This is a genomic window from Vibrio sp. YT-19(2023) (assembly GCF_033337395.1).
Genome location: NZ_JAWOQN010000048.1, coordinates 1 through 20666, shown reverse-complemented (window position 1 = coordinate 20666; position 20666 = coordinate 1). Strand labels below are relative to the sequence as shown.

Here is a 20666-nt window from a genome sequence, read left to right as displayed (position 1 = left end):
TTTATGCCTTTTTAGGACGAATAAACTTCCCTTTAGCCGTCACTCTAACTTCGCTATTGACCCGCAATTGAGCCACCAGTTGATATATACCGCGTCGTTCACCTTCACAGTGTGCAGTAATCGTGACTCGATCATCTAACTGAATAGGTGCATGGTAGCGCACATCCAACTGCGCCGTAAGGGCTTGAATGTCTCTAGATAACAAACAATGCGTCATTGCACCATCGAGAAGCGAACTGGCAATACCACCATGCAACAGGTCTGTGTAACCTTGATGACGCGGTAAAACGTGAAACTCTCCGACAACAGAACCATCGGCTAGGTATTGGTAGTTCACGGCCAAAGAGTTCGGATTCACATTAATTGAAGAACAAACCGCACATTGATGATGAGATTCGTGAGTGTAATGACAATAGCTGTTTGTAGACATGATAGTTACTCGGTTTCTCAAAAGAGTAATTAGCATATGCCAACAATTAAAAAGAAACGGCGAGTAATCTTTGTTTGCATGTTGCAGGGCCAGCAACCTCGCTTTTCATAACACTAAATAATCATTTTAATAATTAACGATAATTTCCAGTTTATTTAGAGTGGCGATATGGTTTGCATAGTGATTACGCAACGTTATGAAAAGGCGACTTATGAAGTTTCTCCACACGATGATCCGTGTTGCTGACCTAGACAAATCGATCGAATTTTATACAAAGGTTCTGGGAATGAGTGTTTTGGATCGTTTTGAAAACCAAGAATACCGTTACTCACTGGTGTTTGTTGGTAACCCTGATCAACCAGATGGCGCGACCATCGAGCTAACTTATAACTGGGATACCGACAGTTACGACTTGGGTAACGCATTCGGACACATGGCACTGGGGTCTGAAGATATTTACGCCGCTTGCGAAAAAATCAAAGCGCTTGGTGGCAACGTTACTCGCGAGCCAGGTCCAATGAAAGGCGGAGAAACTCACATCGCCTTCATTAAAGATCCCGATGGTTACCAAATCGAACTCATCCAAACTCAAAAATAACGAGGTTTCCTATGACAGACGCATTATTTCAACCCATTCAACTTGGCTCTCTCTCATTAAAAAACCGTATCGTTATGCCTCCGATGACGCGCTCTCGTGCTTCTCAACCAGGTAATATCGCTAACGATATGATGGCGACCTACTATGCTCAACGTGCTGAAGCGGGCCTAATCGTTGCTGAAGGCACACAAATTTCGCCAATGGGTCAAGGCTATGCATGGACACCAGGCATTTACAGCCCAGAGCAAATTGCTGGCTGGAAAAAAGTAACTGATGCAGTGCACGAGAAAGGCGGCGTTATCTTCGCGCAATTATGGCACGTTGGTCGTGTGACTCACCCTGATAACATTGGCGGTGAGCAACCTATTTCTTCTTCTGCGCTAAAAGCAGAAAACGTGAAAGTATTTGTCGATAACGGCACAGACGAACCGGGTTTTGTCGACGTGGTTGTGCCACGTGAAATGACCAAACAAGACATCAAGAACGTTATTGAAGAGTACCGCCAAGCCGCACTAAACGCGATGGAAGCCGGATTCGATGGTATCGAGCTTCATGCAGCGAATGGCTACTTGGTTAACCAGTTTATCGATTCTGAAGCGAATAACCGCACCGATGAATACGGTGGCTCTATTGAAAACCGTCTGCGTTTTCTTGGTGAAGTGATAGAAGCGATGACGCAAGCTATTGGCGCTGAGCGCGTTGGTGTTCGTCTTGCACCATTCACTTCGTTAAATGGCACCGTTGATAGTACGCCAGTCGAAACCTACACCGCCGCTGCAGCGCTGCTTGATAAACTCAATGTGGTTTACATTCACATTGCAGAAGTGGATTGGGACGACGCGCCAGACACTCCGCACAACTTTAAAACCGCAGTTCGTGAGGCGTACAAAGGTACACTGATTTATGCCGGTCGTTACAACGATGAAAAGGCGCAACACGCGATCGAAAGTGGTTTAGCTGACATGATTGGCTTTGGCCGTCCGTTTGTTGCAAACCCCGACTTACCAAGCCGCATCAAGCATGGCTATCCACTGGCAGAACATGACCCTGCCACATTGTTCGGCGGCGGTGAAAAAGGCTTAGTGGACTACCCTGCGTACCACGCGGGTTAATTCATCTACGTAAAGCTGATTCGCAACTCGCGACAAACCAATAGCGAAACCAAAAGAACCTTGCTCTTCCCCCTGTAACGCCAAGATGCAGGGTTCTTTTTAGGCAAGCCATCAGAATTAACGTCTTTGACAAGATGTACAACCTCGACACGCAGAGCGCGTCTTTTTACTGAGCAAACTGCGTTGTACTTTACAGTAAGCATTCTTTAAAGCACGACGACCTGAAAACCAATCATCCGGTTTAGTGAGGATTAAGTAGCCGTGAAACCTCTTAACCAACTCGGTTCGATTGTTTTCGATAAATCGGCTATCAAACTCGATGTCGAAGTAATTCAAAGCCTCTTCGATACAAGTAAAGCTGGCAATTTTTTCCTGAATCGTATTCTCTGTCATCGTTTCTTTAGCGTAATCATTTTCAATGGAGTCTAAGTGCCTCGCGCTTTACGTTCTTTGATTTAGCGCTTCTTAAGATCATTCTTTATGGGTTTTCCATATTGAAATTCAATTTGGGAATTCGTTAACCCACCTAGCATTTTCATTTTGACAATCACTTTAAGGCACTGATTTAAATAAACATTATTTCTGGTTCATATTTTGCTCTACTTCATTAAACGGAATGTTGGAGCAACACGATATGACTTACAGAGCAGAAGTAGACGGATTAAGGGCGATTGCTGTCACGTTGGTGATTTTGTTTCATGCAGGAGTTGAGCAATTCGCTGGTGGCTTTATTGGCGTCGACGTGTTCTTTGTGATCAGCGGCTATTTGATCACTATCATCGTGATTAACGACTTAGAAAACCAGAAGTTCAGCCTTGGTGATTTTTATGAGCGACGCATTCGTCGCATACTCCCCCTCTTACTAGTGGTGATCGCCGTCAGCTATTTGATGTCTTGGTGGCTATTTTTGCCGCAAGCACACAAAGACGTTGGTCAATTTGCAGTGTCTTCCATTCTTTCCGCATCCAACATTCTTCTGTATTTAAAAGGCCACAATTACTTCGGTTTAGAAGATCAAGCCAACCCGCTGTTCCACACATGGAGCTTGGGCGTTGAAGAACAGTACTACATTGTCACTCCTTTGCTACTCATGCTACTCGCTCGTGGTAAAAACGCGTTTTACCTGACTTTTTTTATCACGGTATTTGTGCTGAGTTTGATGACTATTGTCTACGCGAGCAACGACCCTGATTTCGCCTTCTACATGATCTTCTCTCGCGCTTGGGAACTGGCAAGCGGTTCATTACTCGCATTAGTGATGAGAAAAGTCCAAGTTCAATCTAACGATACTCTAGCAACCATTGGCATCGTTTTGATATTGGCTTCCGCGCTTTTGTTTGAAAAATCGCAAGATGGCGCGGGCATTACGCTGCTGGTGCCGGTCATCGGTAGCGCGTTGGTGATTTTGTTTGCCTCTAAAGACAATGTCTGCGGTAGATTACTGAGCTTAAAGTGGGTCGTGTTCGTCGGCTTAATCAGCTACAGCTTATACTTGTGGCACATTCCATTATTTGTCTTTTACCGCTACGTGTTGGACACAACACAAGACATCAATATCCCACTTTACGTTGTCACTCTTTTTGTACTTTCTTACTTCACTTGGCGCTTTATTGAAAAGCCGTTCCGTAGCCGAAAAGCCATGAGCATGCGCACTGTGTCCGCGGTTATTGTGTTGTTGACGTTGCCCTTGCTAACGCTCGGCGTTATCGGTCATCAAAACGGTGGTTTTCCAGAAAGAAGCGCATTTTTCGAGGCCATGCGCGTTAACAACGGTTATGGTTTAGATTGCAACGGCAACACCAACGTTAACGATGTGTGCTCGTCTGCGCCGCAGCCCGCCATCGCTGTGTTAGGCAATAGTCACAGCATGGTTTACGTGAAGCGTCTATCCGAAGTAACACCAACTGGCGTGGTGCAACTTACTCAAGATTCCTGTGCGGTCGGTTATGTCGACATCCTAGAAGCTGCTGGCTCAATTTCTTGCCGACAGTTCTTCAATGAGGCTGTCGATACAATTCTAAGTACCCCTTCCATTCGTCGCGTTGTTATCTCTTCTAATTTCAATAAAGAGCTTTCACAAGCCGATTATGAAGCATCATTAACCAAATTATTGAATGAACTGAAAGGAAAGGAAGTGGTCGTTTTCGGTCCAACCCCTTCTGCACCGTTTGCGGTAGGAGAATGCCTTTGGAAAGCGCGTTTGTTTGGCGAGACAGAAGAGTCTGCCTGCGACTTTTCTCCCAAACAACATCACCCTCAAAACGTGGCGAAGTTAGTGAACTACTTTGAGCAATTTGAGCACGTTGAGTTTGTCGACTTGACCGATGCCATTTGCAGAAATGGCGTATGTCGAATGAGAGTTGGAGCAAACAATGCGATGTATACGGATGACAGCCATTTATCTTACAAAGGTGCTGAGTTGGTGCTTGGGCATTACCTCAACACTACAAATGAAGCGCAACAGTTCACTTACGATCGACAATAACCAAGGAAATAAACTTTTATGCTTCAGCGCTTATCTCAGGTAAGCGCTGAATGCTTTAAAGCAAGACAAAGCTAGGCGTCTATTTGAAAATGCGCGGATCAAACGCGAAATCGAGCTTTTCGGCTTTCTTGATGATCTCTTTCATTTTGGGATGATTTGGATTCACCACGTAGTTTTTATCACGAGGTGAAATCGTTGAAGGCACTTGCAGCGCGGCAAACTCTGGATGAGGATCATTGAGAAACTGATCACCAATGTACTGCGTAGACTCGCTCGCCGGTATTGCTCGCCACGTCACAGGGAGATCTTCTTCATCTAAGGTGGCGATGAGGTATTCTGGCATTTCAATACGATATAAATCGTAAAGTTTGGTGATAGCAGGATCGTTGTTTACGTGAACAAACACTTCCAACGAACAAAGGGATTCCGATTCAGAGAAGTAGAGGGCTTCGGTTCCTTTTGAGTTCCATCGCCCTCCAAATAACTTTGCGCCAACGGGGCTGAATGGCGTGTCAGCAAATTTCTTTTGTGTGAGACGATAGAGCTTCATATTACGAGAATACCCCGTGCTCTAAACGGCCGATCAAATCTTTTACGATTTCAAAATCCACCGTGGTCGAGACCATATCAAGTGGACGTTTTCCACCTAAGCCATACACATTCTCTCTCATCCATTTTAACGCGCGCTCTTCGTCGTCAAACAGTTCTGTCGCGAGTTTCAATAACATCGCTAATCGATAGATTGCATCACTTTCTTGCGTATTGAAGCGTTCATCGTTTTTTAGACGACGCTTGATCGTGCTAACAGGTATCAATGTGACGTTTTGAAACTCACTCTGAGAAAGCTTCACACGCTCAACAATATTGCGATACACCTTTGGCTCAAAGCCTTTGTGAACCGCATCAGTGCGACCTGTTTCAGCGTCTTCAATACCCAACATAAACCAGAAATTGGCTTTATGAGGTTGTTTCGGTTTGAAGCTTTTTAATGCTGCAGTTGCCATATCAAGCTCCTATGGTTCATATGGTCCAGTTATTATGGTTCAAATGAGCTTAACTTTCAATCAAAGTAACAATCAAAGTAAAAAGATAGGTAAAGAAAAAGGCGAGCTTTTCGCCCGCCTCTCTTACTTATTCATCAACCCATCTACCGACGGGCATCGTTTCACTTATTGCAAGTCAAAACGATCCGCGTTCATGACTTTCGTCCATGCGGCGATGAAGTCATGGATGAATTTTTCCTGATTATCATCTTGCGCATACACTTCCGCATACGAACGCAGGATCGAGTTTGAACCAAAGACAAGATCCACTCGAGTAGCCGTCCACTTCACAGCGTCGGTTTTACGATCACGGATTTCATATTGATTAGCACTCACTGGTTTCCACGTATATGCCATGTCAGTAAGGTTCACGAAGAAATCATTCGACAAAGTGCCGACTCGGTCAGTAAATACGCCCTCTTTTCCACCGCCGTAGTTACTGCCTAGAACGCGCATACCACCGATAAGTACCGTCATTTCTGGCGCCGTAAGCCCCATAAGCTGAGCACGATCTAATAAAAGCTCTTCTGGCTTAACCGCGTAGTCTTTCTTCAACCAATTTCGGAAACCGTCAGCAACAGGCTCAAGTACTTCGAACGATTCCACATCCGTCATCTCTTGGGTGGCATCACCTCGGCCTGGCGCGAATGGTACGGAAACATCATGACCTGCGGCACGCGCAGCCAGTTCAATACCTACGTTCCCAGCAAGCACGATAGCGTCTGCAACACTACAGCCCTCTTCTGCTGCTATTTTTTCTAGCACCGCAAGAATACGTCTTAGACGTTCAGGTTCGTTCCCTTGCCAATCTTTTTGCGGAGCCAAGCGAATTCTCGCACCATTTGCGCCGCCTCGGCGGTCAGAGCCACGGTAAGTACGCGCACTATCCCAAGCCGTGCTTACTAGCTCACTAATGGATAGGCCACTTGCTTCGATTTTTGTTTTCACTAAATCGACATCGTAGTCTGTCTTACCTGCAGGCGTTGGGTCTTGCCAAATAAGATCTTCGCTTGGCACATCAGGGCCGAAATAACATGATTTTGGTCCTAGATCGCGGTGTGTCAACTTAAACCAGGCACGAGCAAAAACGTCATCAAAGTACGCTGGGTCATTTTGGAACTTTTCTGCAATCTTGCGATATTCAGGGTCCATTTTGAGCGCCATATCGGCGTCGGTCATGATTGGATTGTAGCGCTTAGAACCGTCTTCAACATCGACAGGCTTGTCTTCTTCTTCAATGTCGATTGGCTCCCATTGCCATGCACCTGCTGGGCTCTTTTTCAGTTCCCAGTCATACTTAAATAGTAGGTGGAAGTATCCGTAGTCCCATTGTGTAGGGTGTGTTGTCCAAGCACCTTCAATGCCACTCGTTACCGCGTCACGACCAATACCACGTGTTTTGTGATTAATCCAGCCAAGACCTTGCTCATGAACGTCTGCTGCTTCGGGCTCTGGGCCAAGGTTTGCGGCATCACCATTACCATGACACTTACCCACCGTGTGACCACCAGCTGTGAGCGCGACGGTTTCTTCATCGTTCATTGCCATTCGCGCAAAGGTCACTCGCATGTCATGTGCTGTTTTGAGAGGATCTGGGTTACCGTCTACCCCTTCAGGGTTCACATAGATAAGACCCATCATTACCGCAGCAAGCGGGTTTTCTAAATCTCGCTCACCAGAGTAGCGGCTGTTATCAGCGTCACTTGTGGCTAACCATTCTTGCTCAGAGCCCCAGTAAGTGTCTTTTTCTGGGTGCCAAATGTCCTCTCGTCCAAACGCAAAGCCAAAGGTCTTAAAACCCATGGATTCGTACGCCATGTTACCGGCAAGGACAATCAGGTCTGCCCAACTTAGTTTGTTGCCATATTTTTTCTTGATTGGCCATAAAAGGCGTCGAGCCTTATCGAGGTTGGCGTTATCTGGCCAAGAGTTGAGAGGAGCAAAGCGTTGGTTGCCTGTAGCAGCACCGCCACGGCCATCCGCAATACGATAACTGCCCGCTGCATGCCATGCCATTCGGATCATTAAACCACCGTAGTGTCCCCAGTCGGCAGGCCACCATTCTTGGCTATCAGTCATTAAATCTTTTAAATCTTTTTTAAGTGCTTCGACATCTAGCTTTTTCAGTTCTTCTTTGTAATTAAAGTCCTGACCAAATGGGTTGGTTTTGGAGTCGTGTTGATGCAGGATGTCTAAGTTCAAGGCATTCGGCCACCAATCCATCACCGACTTATCTGTAGATGTTTGCCCACCATGCATAACTGGACATTTACCTACCGAACCGCCGTTTGCTTTGCTCATATAATGCTCCTTCGTGTCGTGGTTGTGGTAACCACTCTTTGTTATTCAATAAATCGAATATCCACCTCAAACAGCGTAGTTCATACACTGTTTTTTTAGTTAACGCCAAGTCAAAATTTCAAACATTTCAGCGAATAAATAATTGTTATCAAACATGTACCTATATGCAGAAAATATGGATAGAGATCAGTTTAAGTCCATACCTGAATACTTAATCCCAGACAGCCTCGCCATGTTGTGATCCCAGGTCGCTAAATCATGATGACTAAATTCACTCAGAGCGTGATGACCACAAGCCCTCGCCATGACTTTCATGAGCTCGACCGAGGATTCGAAGAAATTTTTCAGTTGCTGGGATGACTTTTCAACGTCGAGACGCTGCCTCAAATCGGCATTTTGTGTCGCAATGCCTGCAGGGCAATTATTGGTGTTGCAGATGCGAGCCGCGACACAACCGATCGATTGCATCGCACTGTTTGCTATCGCTACTCCGTCTGCTCCAAGTGCCAACGCTTTGACAAAATCCGTAGGAACTCGCAACCCACCAGTGATGATTAATGTGACACTGTCACTTACACCTTTTTCATCTAAGTACTTACGTGCACGAGCTAATGCAGGGATGGTGGGCACACTAATATGATCACGGAACATAGTTGGCGCCGCACCCGTGCCACCACCGCGACCGTCTAAGATGATGTAATCAGCCCCAGCATCAAGCGCAAACTGAATGTCTTGCTCAATATGGTTGGCACTGAGTTTAAATCCAATTGGAATACCGCCTGTGATGCCACGAACTCTGTCAGCAAACTTTCTAAAATCGTGAGTAGTGTGAAGATCTTTGAACGTTGGTGGTGATATCGCTGGTTGTCCCTCGGGGATGCCTCTCACCTGAGAGATCTTACCTACATTTTTATTTGCAGGCAGATGACCACCCGTGCCCGTTTTTGCTCCTTGCCCGCCTTTGAAGTGAAACGCCTGAACATTAAGAAGCTTAGATTCGTCGTAGCCAAATTGAGCACTAGCAAGCTCATAGAAATACCGTGAATTGGCGGCTTGCTCTTCCGGTAACATGCCACCCTCACCAGAGCAAATCCCAGTCCCTGCCAACTCTGCACCTTTTGCTAGTGCAATTTTCGCCTCTTCAGAAAGTGCGCCAAAACTCATGTCCGACACCAACAAAGGAATGGCGAGTCTGAGCGGCTTACGCGCGTTTGGTCCCACAATCAACTCGGTAGACACAGGAACGTCTTCCAACAACGGTTGTGTAGCCATTTGCGCCACCATGATTTGTATAGCATCCCAATGTGGTAGCAAATGCCTAGGAACCCCCATTGCAGCCATCGGACCATGATGACCGAGTTTAGAGAGTCCTTCTCTCGCTAATTGGTGGATAAACTCGAGGGTTGGTTCTTCTTGTGTAGCAGACGCTGTTGGTTTGTCTCTTTTCTCTCGCTTTTGTTCCGGTCCCTCTTTACCGACTTGCTCTGCGGTAAATCGCTTGTGTGTACCATCACAAAAAGGAGCATTGGCGGTATGCTTACATTGGCAGAGATAGGCATCTTCGTCTTTTTCCGCACTAAAGCTCATTGGCTTTAAGCCGGTTCCTGAATGAGACCCATCGCAGTAAGGTTGATTTTTAGAGCGCCCACATCGGCAGAAGTAATATTCTTGCCCAGCTTTCAACTCTACTTTGATCGGCTTGTTATCAGCGATGATTGGCTTGCTCATGTTGCCCCCCTATTTATTATTGTTAACCATGCTTTCTCGCTGGCTTGCAATAAGCGTAGAACAGGAGCGTAAAGAGCGTCAGTGTCGCCGAGTAAAATGCGCGATTGTCGCCCGACTAACCTATACTTTTTATGGGTCTCATACACGTGGAGGCTATATGACGATTGCAACCCGATTAGATGAATATTTGACTGAGCATAACATTCACTTTCAAACCGTGAATCACAGCCACAGTCATAGCTCGCTACAAAGTGGTGTTGCAGCAGGTGTGCCTTTAATGAATATCGCAAAAGGTGTGATTCTAGAGGATCATGAAGGGCGTCATATGATGGCGGTCTTACCTGCCAACAACAAAATCAGTTTGTCGAGATTAAACGACGAATTTAATGCCACCTTCCACTTGGTGAAAGAGCGTATGGTTTACCGACTCTTCACCGATTGTGAACACGGCGCTATTCCACCGATTGGTAGTCCTTACCACATGTCGACAGTTTGCGATGAAAGACTAGCAAACTTGGAACATGTCTACCTTGAAGCTGGCGATCATGAAACTCTGATTAAGCTGGACCGAAAGGCGTTTAAAGAACTGATGAACGACTGTAGATATCTAAGATTCAGCAGTGAAGTTCTGCATTAAACTTGCCAAGATCTCTCGACATTTCCTGAACAAGGCTCTTTCAACAAGAGCCTTTCTTTGTTTTGCTGGTAGCACGCGATGGAAGCTTCTCGGCCTTTGGTAATCCGCAATTTAGAACGCATAGAAACCAAAAAACCGCCCGTTTGGGCGGTTTTTTATCAATCCAATCACTATCGAACAAAAATCTTTTGAATCGCTTTTATCGCCATTGCTCTGCGACGCATTAAAGCCCCCGTCCTTGGCAGCCATTTCGGCGTGTGGAGTACGGTTTTCGCATGGCTAAAGGTTCTGAATCCTTCCACTCCGTGATAATGACCAATGCCCGATTGACCAATGCCACCGAAAGGCGCATCTTCAGCGCCAACGTGTAATACCGTGTCGTTAATGCCGACGCCGCCACTGTGTGTGTTGCGCACGATCTGTTTGATGGTCGATTTGTCGTCCGACATAACATACAGCGCAAGTGGTCTTTGGCGCTGATTAATGTAATCAATCGCTTCATCAACCGCATTGTAGGGCTTAACAGGTAGAAATGGCCCGAAGATCTCCTCTTGCATGATTCGCATATTCGGCGACACATCCGTGACCAAATGAGGATACAGAAGTCGTTCCTCTTGGGGCGACGCTTCAACAGTGTGAAGGTTAGCACCTTGCGCTTTTGCATCCTCAAGTAGCGCAGTCAAACGATCATATTGTCGTTGGTTGACAATATGGGTCAGCTTTTGATTCTTGTTGGATTTTAAATAGAGCTTTTCAAAACGTTTTAAGAATAGCGAAATGAACTCTTCGACACGTTCTTGCGGTACAAATGCGTAGTCAGGCGCGACACAAATCTGGCCTGCATTAATGCATTTACCAAACAAGATAGCATCAACGGCTTTCTTCATGTCTGCATCTTTTGCAATGATCACCGGGGACTTTCCACCCAACTCTAACGTCACCGGGGTAAGGTTTTCCGCTGCCGCTTTTGCCACTGCGCGACCAACACTCGTAGAACCCGTGAACAAAAGGTGATCGAATGGCAGTTGGCTGAATGCTTGTGCGACGTCTGCTTCACCCTCAAAAACTTCGACATACTCAGACAACCCACGGCAAACATCGACGATGACTTTATTGGTTTTTGGCGTAAATTCGCTGAGCTTCATCATCACGCGGTTGCCAGCAGCCAATGCTGTCACTAAAGGCGCAAGGCTCAAAATCACAGGAAAGTTCCACGGTGAAATGATCCCGACGACACCTAACGGTTGATACTGAACGGTGACTTTAGAAGGTGCGAGCAATAAGCCGGATTCGCGCTTGCTGGGTTTGCACCATTTTTTTAGTCGCTTGAGGGTATAATTAATATGCGAGACCGTTGGCAAAACGTCGGTCATAGCGGTATCAAATTCTGAGCGATAGCCAAAATCGTCACTTAACGCGTCAACCAGAGCTTGTTTGTTCTCAAGCAGCGATTTTTTTAACAAAACGAGGCGCTGTTTACGTTCATCCAAACTAGGATAAGGCTCGGCTGCATATGCCGCTTTTAAGCGTTCGAGGCTTTGCTGTAACAAGTTATCTACTTCAACCTCTGTGATTGCGTTCATGATGCTTCTCCTAGCCTAGTTTCTACCAATGACGCCCCAAGTTAACACGAGCGCAACAATGTTACTATTGTAGCGCTCGTGAAGTTAGAGTTCGAACTCTGATTAAAATATCTCTAGGGTGGATACTACGTCAAACGTAGTTCATAAATGCCTAGTCGTTGAGAGCGGTCAAGCATATCGAACTCATGATCAACGTATTCTTTTAATGTGGCGCCTGCACGCTCAGCAATATTGATGCTAGCGATGTTATCTTCCATACAATGGAACTGAATGAATTGTGCGTGCCCTTTCTTCTTCAAGAAAGGGATCAATACTGCGAGTACTTGATCAATCACACGATGGCCTCGCCCATTGTTAGCAAGCCAGTAGCCAATTTCAGTAACACGTGTATGTGAATCCACACCTTTAATGCCAATAACACCCGTAAGCTGCTCATCAAAATAAATTGCACACCAGTGGGAATCCAGCGCGTTACTGTTCACTCGCTGGGAAATGTAGTTCACGGCCTCTCGATGATTCGTGACAGAATCCGTCCAAGGTAGATAGCCCTCAAGGCTCTCTCGGTGAGTGTTCACAACCTCTAGTAAAGCGGACGCGTGTTTCGTATTGAGGGGCTCAATTGAGATCCTTTGCGAGACGGAAAAACGCTTCTGTAAGTGATTTCCTTGATACGTCTCTTGGCATGTGACTTCATCCATAGATGTTATTCCTTTTTATTGTGAACGCTCAGCGCAAATCCTAACGCTTCATTTTATGAGAACAAACCTCTCTATAAAAACTAATCAAAGCCGTTGCCGTTCATTTAGCCCTTTTGATCGATCAGCGTAAATGGCGTTAGTGATTCCACATCTACATAATGCTTCCATACATGTTCATAGAGGTGATGCTGATTGGCAAACGGAGCCAGCTGCTTAGCTTCTTCAAGCGTACACCAGCGATACTCTGTATGCTCTTCGTTAAGAACAACTGATTGGTTAGGCGGACAAAATAGCACAAAACATGGGATAACCATGATACGGTTATTTTTTGCTTCGTAGAACTGCTCTAGAAAGTCTGCTGTATGTAACTCAACTTGGTCAATTAGTGTCTCTTCTTTTAACTCTCTTAAAATGGTTTGCCACCCGGCTTCACCCGCTTCGATACCACCTGCAACATGGCACCAATAGCCACCTTTTACGCGTTTGAGTAACAGCATTTTTTCTATGCCATCAATTTTTGAAATGACAACGCCTGAAACATGCGTTGCTTTTATCGGGATCATGTAAGCTCCTTAAATATCGAGTTTTTATTGTTACGCTGAAGAGAGGCAGATTAATTGCTACGTATTCTACTGTTTATTCATCTTGTCGACAGAAGTGTTTGAGTTGAGAGGATTTAATCGCTAACTAAGTATGCTAAAGTGAGATCTGTCGCAACAAATGAGCAGTAAAATGTCCAATTCATTCAACACTATGATTCCCATCGGTGTGCGCTTTATGGTGCTTTCCGCGTTCGGCTTTGCTCTGATGTCGGCTACAGTAAAGCACGTCGGCAACTACGGTATCCCCGTTTTTGAAATCGTTGCAGCAAGAGCGCTCGTTTCACTTATCATTAGTTATTTCGATGTAAAGCGAAAACGAATTTCTGTATGGGGCAATAATAAGCCATTACTATTTGCACGCGGTGCTGTGGGCACGATGGCTCTGATGTGTGTATATTATTCAGTGACCACCTTACCTTTGGCAGAAGCGACGATATTCCAATATATTCATCCGGTATTTACTGCACTACTCGCCGTATTTTTCTTGAAAGAGCGCATCCAGCCGTCAACTTTCCTTTGTATTGCGTTGTGCTTACTCGGCATCTATATCATGGTAAGCCCAGAAACTGGGCAAGGCTCAGATAGCGCTTTACCAATGTTTAGCGTCATGATTGCGATCTTAGGCGCATTTGGTAGCTCAATTGCCTACGTCATTGTCAGAAAACTGAGTCAGACAGAAGACAGCTCAGTGATCATTTTCTATTTCCCGTTGGTTGCTCTCCCCGCTTCACTCTTACTGATTGGCGACGATTTTGTAATGCCCGATCTATATCTGACTTTCATGTTGGTTCTAGTTGGTGTCTTTACCCAAATTGGACAATTGGGGTTAACCAAAGCGATGCAAACTCAACAAGCGGGTAAAGCCTCCGCTTATTCGTATATCCAGATCGTATTTTCTGTGTTGTTAGGCATCATTTTCTTTGGCGAGGTTCCGATCATTTGGACGTACGTCGGTGGCGGTCTGATTGTTACAGGCGCATTAATTAATGCGTTTGGTCATCACTTACGGTTACCTTTTATTAAGCGCAACGCTTGATATACCTCGCCAGAACCGTAAACACGACATTTAGAAAAACAGCCAGAGTGACTCTGGCTGTTTTGTGTTTAGCCTAACGTTAAGCTGATATTTTTAACCCTGCGATACCAGCGACAATCATTAGCAAGCTTAAGGCTTTGATAAGTGTTGCTGGCTCATTGAACAGATAAATACTCACGACTGCCGTGCCTATTGCGCCAATCCCTACCCATACGCCATAAGCAATGCCTAAAGGCAAGGTTCTTAACGCAATGCCAAGCAACCAAAAGCTCAATAACATAAAGACAATAGTGAATGCCGAAGCACCGAATTTGGTAAACCCTTGTGAATATTTAAGACCGACAGCCCATGCGATTTCACACAAGCCCGCAATGAAGAGAATTCCCCAAGCCATGTCACATTTCCCAACGAGATGGGGTCGTCCCCGAGAAAAGATAGAGCGGTGAGGTCGTCCTCACTTCTGATTGACTGCTTATTATATACGGAAATCTAAACATAAAAAATAAAACACGGCGATAAGCATACAACTCAAACATCTCATGCACGCTTAAATTCTACGCTTTTCTTTTTAACGGTGGCGGACTCTCTATTTCGCATCAATAACGACACCGTTTTTTAACAATTTACATATAACCTTCTGGTGTTGAAAGTGTTGCATTTATTGCACAAATCACACAAAAACTAATTGAACATGTAAATATGAAAACGTTTGTGTGACTAATATCGCTTAAAACAATGACTGATGACTTTAATATTCAGCCGAATTAATTATAAGGTATGACGTACCCATGAAAGCAATCAAAACCTCTATCGCTGTCCTTGTTGGCGCCGCTCTACTATCTGGATGTAATGACGATACTGAATACGTCAATGTTCAGCCTAAAGAAGTAAAAATAGCGACTTACAACCTCTCTTTTGACCGCGCTACCTTCGAAACTTTGGTAGATGAAATGCAAATTGAACCAACGCAGCAAACTGCGTTGGTCACCTCTTATTTAGACGGTTCAATCGCAGCCGAAGACAAAACCACTGCGGAAAAAGTCATTCAAATTCGTAACGTTGCAGCAATCATTCAAAAGAATCGTCCTGATGTTCTTATGATGGCGGAATACAACAACGAGGGAACAGGCGAAAACAAAGCAGCCATTGAAGGATTCCAGAAGAACTACTTGTCTGTCGCGCAAAGCATCAATGGCGCGGGCGGTGAAGCAAACCTTGAGCCTATTGAATACCCTTATGCTGAATCTTACTCAACTAATACAGGGTTGTTGAGTGAGTTTGATCTCGACAACAACGGAACCGCAGGTCAAATGCCAGGTGATGCATGGGGCTTTGGCATGTACCATGGTCAATATGCATTTGCCCTTATGTCTAAGTATAAAATTGACACAGCAAACACACGTACATTCCAAGCATTTAAATGGAAAGATATGGAAGGTGCGAAAATTCCAACCATTACTATCTGCGATGGTTCGCAAAAGATTCCAGACGGCATGAAGTGTGGTGATGAATGGTACTCAGCGGAAGAATGGGATCAAGTGCGTCTATCTTCGAAAAACCACGTTGACGCACCAATCATCATTCCAACTCGCAACGGCGAAGAAGTTGTACACTTGTTGATGTCTCATCCTACTCCACCAGTATTCGACACCGGTAAAAACAAAGCGCAAAACGCAGCAGAAGTGGAGTTTTGGCATCATTACATTCAAGGCAAAGACTATTTTTACGACGATGCGGGTAAAACAGGTGGCTTAACGAACGGCGCTAAATTCGTAATGATGGGTGATCAAAACCTTGATCCAGTGTCTGGTGACGGTATTAGCTCTGTAATGCAAGAGCTGCACAACGATCCATTGGTTAATCAAACCGTGATGAATGGTGAGCTTTACCCAACAAGCTTTGGTGCAGCCGAACACGCTGTTGACCGCAGCTCAACTCACCCATATCCGAATCGCATCACTTCAACGTTTGGCTTAGGGGTAGACTATGCCTTGCCTTCAGCAAATTTGAATGTAATAGACTCTGGTGTGTACTGGTCAGCGTCTTATGAAGAAGGGCGTAAACTATTTAACGATGCACGTATCGGTAAGTATGGTGATGGTAAAGATGTATCTTCTGACCATCGCATGATCTGGATTAAAGCACAGTTCTAGATTGCATAAAAAAAAGCCAACCACAAGGAGTCGTGATTGGCTGTATATATTTGTGAACAAGATGGTTCACTAACAACGTCAGTTGGCTAGGTGACCCTCGGCTTAGAAAGGGTCACTCATACTAAAGCATGAGGCGTGCCAACTTTTCAGCGCACAAAAACAGGTTGTTATTTAATCACTTTCATTAAAACTTAACCAATAGCTACTGTTTGCTCACAGAATAAATTGCAATTTGCAAACTACCATTGGCATTTCGCAATAAACCTGATCTTTAGCTCTTGCTTTTATTGCTTCCTAGCTAAGTCGCGTGCAAGGATTAACGCAAGTCCGAATACTTGCAAGAAGAGTCCGATATTCTTGTACCAAGCGATCTTTTCATCCTGCTTTGCCATTACCTCATTGAGCCCTACATTCTCAATGTAGTAATTATCGATGCGGTCTCTATACGAAGCTTGTGCCTGATTTATCTTTGACATTAGTTGAGGAAGTTGATCAATTTTTATTTCATCCGACTCGTTATGAACCCAAGAAGATAAATGCCCTGCTAATACCTCTTCTAGCTCTAAAGGTATCGCTACGCTCTGACTTATGTGCACATGCAGCAGTAAAGCTTCTCTTTTCCTTTCTAGGGTTTCCACACTGTTCCATGCGAGTTGGATGGAATACAAGTTTTCTGCTGTTTGCTCTGCGAGCTGCGAGTGCTGTTTACCCAACTTATCAAGGACTAAGCTAGTAACGATGATCGCGCCAATATTCAGTACTAATCCAATCAGAACGAGTACCCAAGGTGGTGGAATGTAACGTCGCAGACTTACCATAACTTATCGTATGGCAGGTAAATCATATTTAACACAACCAATGAAAGTATCACCAGAAATGTCACCTGCATCCCTCTAATGCGTTTTTTCAAGTCTTTTTTCAATATGCCTTTAGCATGAATAACTCGACCAATTACAAAAATAATACCGGTGAGATGTATCCATGTTGGGTAAGCACTGTTAAATTCTAAAAGTGCCATTAAAATCAGGGTAATGGGGATATATTCTGTCGCATTACTCTGGGCACTACGAGCAATTTGTAGAGCCTCTACCCCACCATCGGCATAAGCAATTTGATTTAAGCGACGTTGCTTAATTACTTGAACAGCCAACCAAATAATGAGTATTGCGAGAATGTTGGCATACAGAGCTGTGATCATATGTCGTCCTTCTTGATCTGGTTTTCACTTATATAAGCGTGTCACTTGGCTATAACTATAGCGGTATCATTATGATAATGCGTCAAATAATCTCAAGTTATGATTTCTATTCGGGCAAAAAACGAAAGCCAATGCTTCATGACATTAAAAATGCCCTCGAATGGAGGGCATAAGAATAAAGAAGCTAATATGTGAGAATATTGAAACCACTATAAGGGGTGTTTGACCAGCTTTTTGCGCCGATGCCCTTTGATAATACTTTCAAAAATTGTGAACAACAGCCCTACCCAAATAAATGCAAAGGTCACCGCTTTCACTTCGTCAAACAACTCGCCAAAAAACATAACTGCCAACACAAACTGCAAGCTTGGCTCGATGTATTGCATTAGACCGACGGTTGATAAATTAGTTATACGTATTGCGATAGAATAAAATACGAGTGGCAAAAGTGTGATAGGCGCACTGCCAAAATACAAAAGCAATGTTGTGGTATCTGTGCCCGAAGCCAGTTCACCAGTTGCCCATTGTTTATAGAGCAAATATGCGAGTGCAACTGGAGTCAGTAACAACGCCTCAACAAACAAGGTTGTACTCCAGTCATAATTTATCTTCTTCTTGTACAGCCCATACAAAGCAAAGAACAACCCCATCGTTAGTGCGATAACGGGCAGCTGACTATAGTGAATCACTTGATACATAACACCAATTGTTGCCAGCACGATTGCAATAAGTTTGCCTTTTGAGAGCCTATCCCCAAGAATAAATACGCCCAGCGCAACAGATACTAATGGCCCAATAAAGAAGCCTAAGCTGGCATCGATGACCCGATGATGGGTCAAAGCCCAAGTGAACGCACTCCAAGAAATACACATCAAACTGCTCGCCACAAACGTGTACCACAAGGATTTTTTATCAAGCCAGATTTCTTTCCAATTCAGCCCTCGACGGGTTATCCCAAGTACAATTAGAAACCCGACAGGTACAGACCCAATGATTCGCCATGCTAGCAACTCATCCATAGAAGCATTTGGTAAATAACGATAATAAATTGGTAGCAATCCCCAGATCACAAAGGAGAATGCTGCCATAAAAGTGCCATAACGAGTGTTATTCATAAAACTATCGCCCATCTAAACGACCAATTTGGCGTAAGTAAACAAGTCCGCCATACATAAAAAGGAATGCAATCCCGCAGTGACTTTATGATGCAGATGGCATTATTGGCTCAACGCTTGTACGACGGCGGTAAAGCCACTCACAAAACACAACATAAGTGCCCCAAACCGAATCTTTTCTTTTGGTAACGACTGGGTAGTTTTCATTGCTAGCCAGTAACCAAGCGCCGCAGCAGGTAATAGAGGAATAGTAATGACCAAATGATGCAATGTGAAGAAGCCCACTGGGATTTGTACTATTAGTGAAATAATCGAACTGAAAACAAAAAAAGCCGATAAGTTGCCGCGTAACTGATTTGCTTATTGATGCTGCAACAATAACGCCATCGGAGGGCCTCCAATCGCAGAACTGGTACCAAACAACCCAGAAAAGAAACCAGCACATGTCATACGCGAAGGCGTAGGCTCAACCCGAAACGGTAAAACACTCACCACGACTGCAAACAGCACCAACAAACCAATCCAAAGCGTGAGAGTTTGTGTAGATACAAAAAAGAGTAGCAAGCCACCAGCAATTGATCCCGGCACTCGCCCAATCAACGCCATCTTTAAGCCGCCGATTTCAACACTACTGCGGTGCTTCATCGCATTCATCAACGAAATAAATAACGCGACTAAACAGATTGGCGCAGGAACATATTCTGGCGCCCAAAGAATCAGTAAAGGTGCGGCAACAATAGCCAAGCCAAAACCGATTGCGGTCTGGACATAAGAGCCAAGAAATATCAAACCTATTGCAAGGAAGTTTATCGAATCGAATTCCATTTAGATTATTCTTATATTTGAAAAATAAACACAAAACCAAAGCACATTCGCATGATGAATACCTCAGGCATACTGCGATATGAATTCCGCGTAGCATTCATCAAAGTGAATAAAAAGACAATCCATTTGTGCGGTTCGCCCTCATTTGCATTTTGTATTTCATTCCGCTGATGTACATGTTTGCTTACATCGAAGAGGATTCATGCTCGCCTGTTCACGCAGCATTTCTTCAGCGGAATTAATGACCTCTTAAAATCTAGCAGAATTAGACCCGTGAATTCTCCATTGCATTTAATGGATTCAGTCAATTAGTGCGGCGTCGGTATAGCACTTTACAACTCACCTCTTTATACTACTGATCGATTTATCATTACCGTACTTATTTACACAATAAACAAGTGTACGGTCAGTGTTTTTCTACCTTTAACTTGCTGTGAAAATAATATGAAAAAACAAACGGGATTTACTCTAATAGAGTTAGTCGTAGTTATTGTCGTGCTCGGTATTCTTGCTGTCACTGCCGCGCCACGCTTTTTAAACCTTCAAAGCGATGCACGTGAAGCACGTTTGGAAGGAATGAAAGGCGCTATTGCGTCAGCATTAGGCGTGGGTTATGGGAAAATGGCGATTGCGGGATTGGAAAGCAAGCCTTACGTTTCAAACTTCGTAGACAGTGCTTTAATGGCAGATTTACCATTTGACGGCTGTAATATTGGTGGTTCAAAGCGCTGTGTTTTTTTATATGGATATCCTGATTCTGATAGCGAATCGATGAAGTTACTCGTGCAAGGACTGAACGAAGAAGACTCGGATTGGAAAACATTTCATCACCCGGCTGGTTCAACAACTCGCGAAATGGTCATTGCTGCAGCCGACGAAAAAAGAGCTAGCCTTACACAATGCGGAATTTTATATGGGCCACCGCAGACTCCAAACGAGAGTTACACCTTAGATATTCTTCCCTGCCCTCAATAAAAATAAGGCTGCCAATCGGCAGCCTTATTTGTTTCATCTGTGCCGTCCTAAATAAGGTTGACACTTTCCACCCCCAAAATTGGAGAGTGTTATGAAATCAACAACTAAAAGAACTCAGCGCGATTACTCCCTCGCTTTTAAACTCAC

20 protein-coding genes and 1 pseudogene are annotated in these 20666 nt (G+C 44.5%); 7 read left to right on the top strand and 14 right to left on the bottom strand.

From position 1 onward, the window contains the following. Window position 1 precedes the first annotated feature (1 nt). Entirely contained in the window at window positions 2–430 is a 429-nt protein-coding gene (locus tag R7E78_RS22420; protein WP_017820983.1) for a PaaI family thioesterase, read from the bottom strand. 211 nt (window positions 431–641) lie between these two features. Between R7E78_RS22420 and gloA the strand changes: the two genes are divergently transcribed. Then, window positions 642–1028, top strand: a complete 387-nt coding sequence (gene gloA, locus R7E78_RS22415) for a lactoylglutathione lyase (RefSeq protein WP_005376490.1) — start codon at window positions 642–644, stop codon at window positions 1026–1028. Window positions 1029–1039: 11 nt separating this feature from the next. Further along, the gene (locus R7E78_RS22410) at window positions 1040–2140 is read left to right on the top strand and encodes an alkene reductase (protein WP_225491587.1); all 1101 of its coding nucleotides are present in this window, start codon (window positions 1040–1042) and stop codon (window positions 2138–2140) included. Between the two features lie 117 nt (window positions 2141–2257). On the opposite strand, the gene R7E78_RS22405 is transcribed toward R7E78_RS22410, so the two are convergent. Next, window positions 2258–2533, bottom strand: coding sequence for a nitrogenase-stabilizing/protective protein NifW (locus R7E78_RS22405; RefSeq protein ID WP_033906505.1), 276 nt, complete (start codon window positions 2531–2533; stop codon window positions 2258–2260). Between the two features lie 241 nt (window positions 2534–2774). On the opposite strand from R7E78_RS22405, the gene R7E78_RS22400 reads away from it, so the two are divergent. Beyond that, window positions 2775–4625, top strand: coding sequence for an acyltransferase family protein (locus R7E78_RS22400; protein WP_033906504.1), 1851 nt, complete (start codon window positions 2775–2777; stop codon window positions 4623–4625). A gap of 79 nt (window positions 4626–4704) precedes the next feature. Here R7E78_RS22400 and R7E78_RS22395 read toward each other — a convergent pair whose 3' ends face one another. The 4 genes from R7E78_RS22395 to R7E78_RS22380 all read right to left on the bottom strand — a co-directional run bounded on the left by R7E78_RS22395 (window position 4705) and on the right by R7E78_RS22380 (window position 9697). Next, window positions 4705–5175: an RES family NAD+ phosphorylase gene (locus R7E78_RS22395; protein WP_005376497.1), complete on the bottom strand. Its 471-nt coding sequence runs from the start codon at window positions 5173–5175 to the stop codon at window positions 4705–4707. Between the two features lies 1 nt (window position 5176). Next, window positions 5177–5629, bottom strand: coding sequence for an antitoxin Xre/MbcA/ParS toxin-binding domain-containing protein (locus R7E78_RS22390; protein ID WP_017820987.1), 453 nt, complete (start codon window positions 5627–5629; stop codon window positions 5177–5179). Between the two features lie 165 nt (window positions 5630–5794). Continuing rightward, window positions 5795–7969, bottom strand: coding sequence for a catalase/peroxidase HPI (gene katG / locus R7E78_RS22385; RefSeq protein WP_318058258.1), 2175 nt, complete (start codon window positions 7967–7969; stop codon window positions 5795–5797). Window positions 7970–8155: 186 nt separating this feature from the next. Continuing rightward, window positions 8156–9697: a glutamate synthase-related protein gene (locus tag R7E78_RS22380; protein WP_025767832.1), complete on the bottom strand. Its 1542-nt coding sequence runs from the start codon at window positions 9695–9697 to the stop codon at window positions 8156–8158. Window positions 9698–9854: 157 nt separating this feature from the next. On the opposite strand from R7E78_RS22380, the gene R7E78_RS22375 reads away from it, so the two are divergent. After that, window positions 9855–10334 (top strand): aminoacyl-tRNA deacylase, encoded by a 480-nt coding sequence (locus tag R7E78_RS22375; RefSeq protein WP_005376501.1) that lies wholly within the window; start codon window positions 9855–9857, stop codon window positions 10332–10334. Window positions 10335–10504: 170 nt separating this feature from the next. Here R7E78_RS22375 and R7E78_RS22370 read toward each other — a convergent pair whose 3' ends face one another. From R7E78_RS22370 to R7E78_RS22360, 3 genes are all read right to left on the bottom strand, one after another. Then, window positions 10505–11917 (bottom strand): coniferyl aldehyde dehydrogenase, encoded by a 1413-nt coding sequence (locus R7E78_RS22370; RefSeq protein ID WP_318058257.1) that lies wholly within the window; start codon window positions 11915–11917, stop codon window positions 10505–10507. 125 nt (window positions 11918–12042) lie between these two features. After that, a complete protein-coding gene (locus R7E78_RS22365) occupies window positions 12043–12615 on the bottom strand; it encodes a GNAT family N-acetyltransferase (RefSeq protein WP_017635338.1) in 573 nt (190 codons plus the stop codon). Between the two features lie 104 nt (window positions 12616–12719). Then, entirely contained in the window at window positions 12720–13178 is a 459-nt protein-coding gene (locus R7E78_RS22360) for an NUDIX hydrolase (RefSeq protein WP_318058256.1), read from the bottom strand. A 169-nt stretch (window positions 13179–13347) separates the two neighbouring features. Between R7E78_RS22360 and R7E78_RS22355 the strand changes: the two genes are divergently transcribed. Continuing rightward, on the top strand, window positions 13348–14253 hold the full coding sequence (locus tag R7E78_RS22355; RefSeq protein ID WP_005376505.1) for a DMT family transporter: 906 nt from the start codon (window positions 13348–13350) through the stop codon (window positions 14251–14253). A 79-nt stretch (window positions 14254–14332) separates the two neighbouring features. On the opposite strand, the gene R7E78_RS22350 is transcribed toward R7E78_RS22355, so the two are convergent. Next, window positions 14333–14647 (bottom strand): DMT family transporter, encoded by a 315-nt coding sequence (locus R7E78_RS22350; RefSeq protein ID WP_005376506.1) that lies wholly within the window; start codon window positions 14645–14647, stop codon window positions 14333–14335. Window positions 14648–15041: 394 nt separating this feature from the next. Here R7E78_RS22350 and R7E78_RS22345 point away from each other — a divergent pair, with 394 nt between their 5' ends. Continuing rightward, window positions 15042–16406 carry an endonuclease/exonuclease/phosphatase family protein gene (locus tag R7E78_RS22345; RefSeq protein ID WP_318058255.1) on the top strand — a complete coding sequence of 455 codons (1365 nt, stop codon included), beginning with the start codon at window positions 15042–15044 and terminating at the stop codon, window positions 16404–16406. A 284-nt stretch (window positions 16407–16690) separates the two neighbouring features. Here R7E78_RS22345 and R7E78_RS22340 read toward each other — a convergent pair whose 3' ends face one another. The 4 genes and pseudogenes from R7E78_RS22340 to R7E78_RS22325 all read right to left on the bottom strand — a co-directional run bounded on the left by R7E78_RS22340 (window position 16691) and on the right by R7E78_RS22325 (window position 19544). Further along, a complete protein-coding gene (locus R7E78_RS22340; protein WP_064354731.1) occupies window positions 16691–17224 on the bottom strand; it encodes a hypothetical protein in 534 nt (177 codons plus the stop codon). Further along, window positions 17218–17604, bottom strand: coding sequence for an MAPEG family protein (locus tag R7E78_RS22335; RefSeq protein ID WP_005376510.1), 387 nt, complete (start codon window positions 17602–17604; stop codon window positions 17218–17220). The genes R7E78_RS22340 and R7E78_RS22335 overlap by 7 nt, the downstream gene beginning before the upstream one ends. A gap of 209 nt (window positions 17605–17813) precedes the next feature. Then, window positions 17814–18719: an EamA family transporter RarD gene (gene rarD / locus R7E78_RS22330; RefSeq protein ID WP_318058254.1), complete on the bottom strand. Its 906-nt coding sequence runs from the start codon at window positions 18717–18719 to the stop codon at window positions 17814–17816. A gap of 102 nt (window positions 18720–18821) precedes the next feature. Then, window positions 18822–19544, bottom strand: a pseudogene (locus R7E78_RS22325) (sulfite exporter TauE/SafE family protein). A 444-nt stretch (window positions 19545–19988) separates the two neighbouring features. Here R7E78_RS22325 and R7E78_RS22320 point away from each other — a divergent pair. After that, window positions 19989–20519: a prepilin-type N-terminal cleavage/methylation domain-containing protein gene (locus R7E78_RS22320; RefSeq protein ID WP_005376513.1), complete on the top strand. Its 531-nt coding sequence runs from the start codon at window positions 19989–19991 to the stop codon at window positions 20517–20519. Window positions 20520–20666: the final 147 nt, after the last annotated feature.

Coding starts and splice junctions, on each gene's coding strand:
- R7E78_RS22420 (WP_017820983.1), bottom strand. CDS start 430: ATGTCTACAAACAGCTATTGTCATTACACTCACGAATCTCATCATCAA.
- gloA (WP_005376490.1), top strand. CDS start 642: ATGAAGTTTCTCCACACGATGATCCGTGTTGCTGACCTAGACAAATCG.
- R7E78_RS22410 (WP_225491587.1), top strand. CDS start 1,040: ATGACAGACGCATTATTTCAACCCATTCAACTTGGCTCTCTCTCATTA.
- R7E78_RS22405 (WP_033906505.1), bottom strand. CDS start 2,533: ATGACAGAGAATACGATTCAGGAAAAAATTGCCAGCTTTACTTGTATC.
- R7E78_RS22400 (WP_033906504.1), top strand. CDS start 2,775: ATGACTTACAGAGCAGAAGTAGACGGATTAAGGGCGATTGCTGTCACG.
- R7E78_RS22395 (WP_005376497.1), bottom strand. CDS start 5,175: ATGAAGCTCTATCGTCTCACACAAAAGAAATTTGCTGACACGCCATTC.
- R7E78_RS22390 (WP_017820987.1), bottom strand. CDS start 5,629: ATGGCAACTGCAGCATTAAAAAGCTTCAAACCGAAACAACCTCATAAA.
- katG (WP_318058258.1), bottom strand. CDS start 7,969: ATGAGCAAAGCAAACGGCGGTTCGGTAGGTAAATGTCCAGTTATGCAT.
- R7E78_RS22380 (WP_025767832.1), bottom strand. CDS start 9,697: ATGAGCAAGCCAATCATCGCTGATAACAAGCCGATCAAAGTAGAGTTG.
- R7E78_RS22375 (WP_005376501.1), top strand. CDS start 9,855: ATGACGATTGCAACCCGATTAGATGAATATTTGACTGAGCATAACATT.
- R7E78_RS22370 (WP_318058257.1), bottom strand. CDS start 11,917: ATGAACGCAATCACAGAGGTTGAAGTAGATAACTTGTTACAGCAAAGC.
- R7E78_RS22365 (WP_017635338.1), bottom strand. CDS start 12,615: ATGGATGAAGTCACATGCCAAGAGACGTATCAAGGAAATCACTTACAG.
- R7E78_RS22360 (WP_318058256.1), bottom strand. CDS start 13,178: ATGATCCCGATAAAAGCAACGCATGTTTCAGGCGTTGTCATTTCAAAA.
- R7E78_RS22355 (WP_005376505.1), top strand. CDS start 13,348: ATGTCCAATTCATTCAACACTATGATTCCCATCGGTGTGCGCTTTATG.
- R7E78_RS22350 (WP_005376506.1), bottom strand. CDS start 14,647: ATGGCTTGGGGAATTCTCTTCATTGCGGGCTTGTGTGAAATCGCATGG.
- R7E78_RS22345 (WP_318058255.1), top strand. CDS start 15,042: ATGAAAGCAATCAAAACCTCTATCGCTGTCCTTGTTGGCGCCGCTCTA.
- R7E78_RS22340 (WP_064354731.1), bottom strand. CDS start 17,224: ATGGTAAGTCTGCGACGTTACATTCCACCACCTTGGGTACTCGTTCTG.
- R7E78_RS22335 (WP_005376510.1), bottom strand. CDS start 17,604: ATGATCACAGCTCTGTATGCCAACATTCTCGCAATACTCATTATTTGG.
- rarD (WP_318058254.1), bottom strand. CDS start 18,719: ATGAATAACACTCGTTATGGCACTTTTATGGCAGCATTCTCCTTTGTG.
- R7E78_RS22320 (WP_005376513.1), top strand. CDS start 19,989: ATGAAAAAACAAACGGGATTTACTCTAATAGAGTTAGTCGTAGTTATT.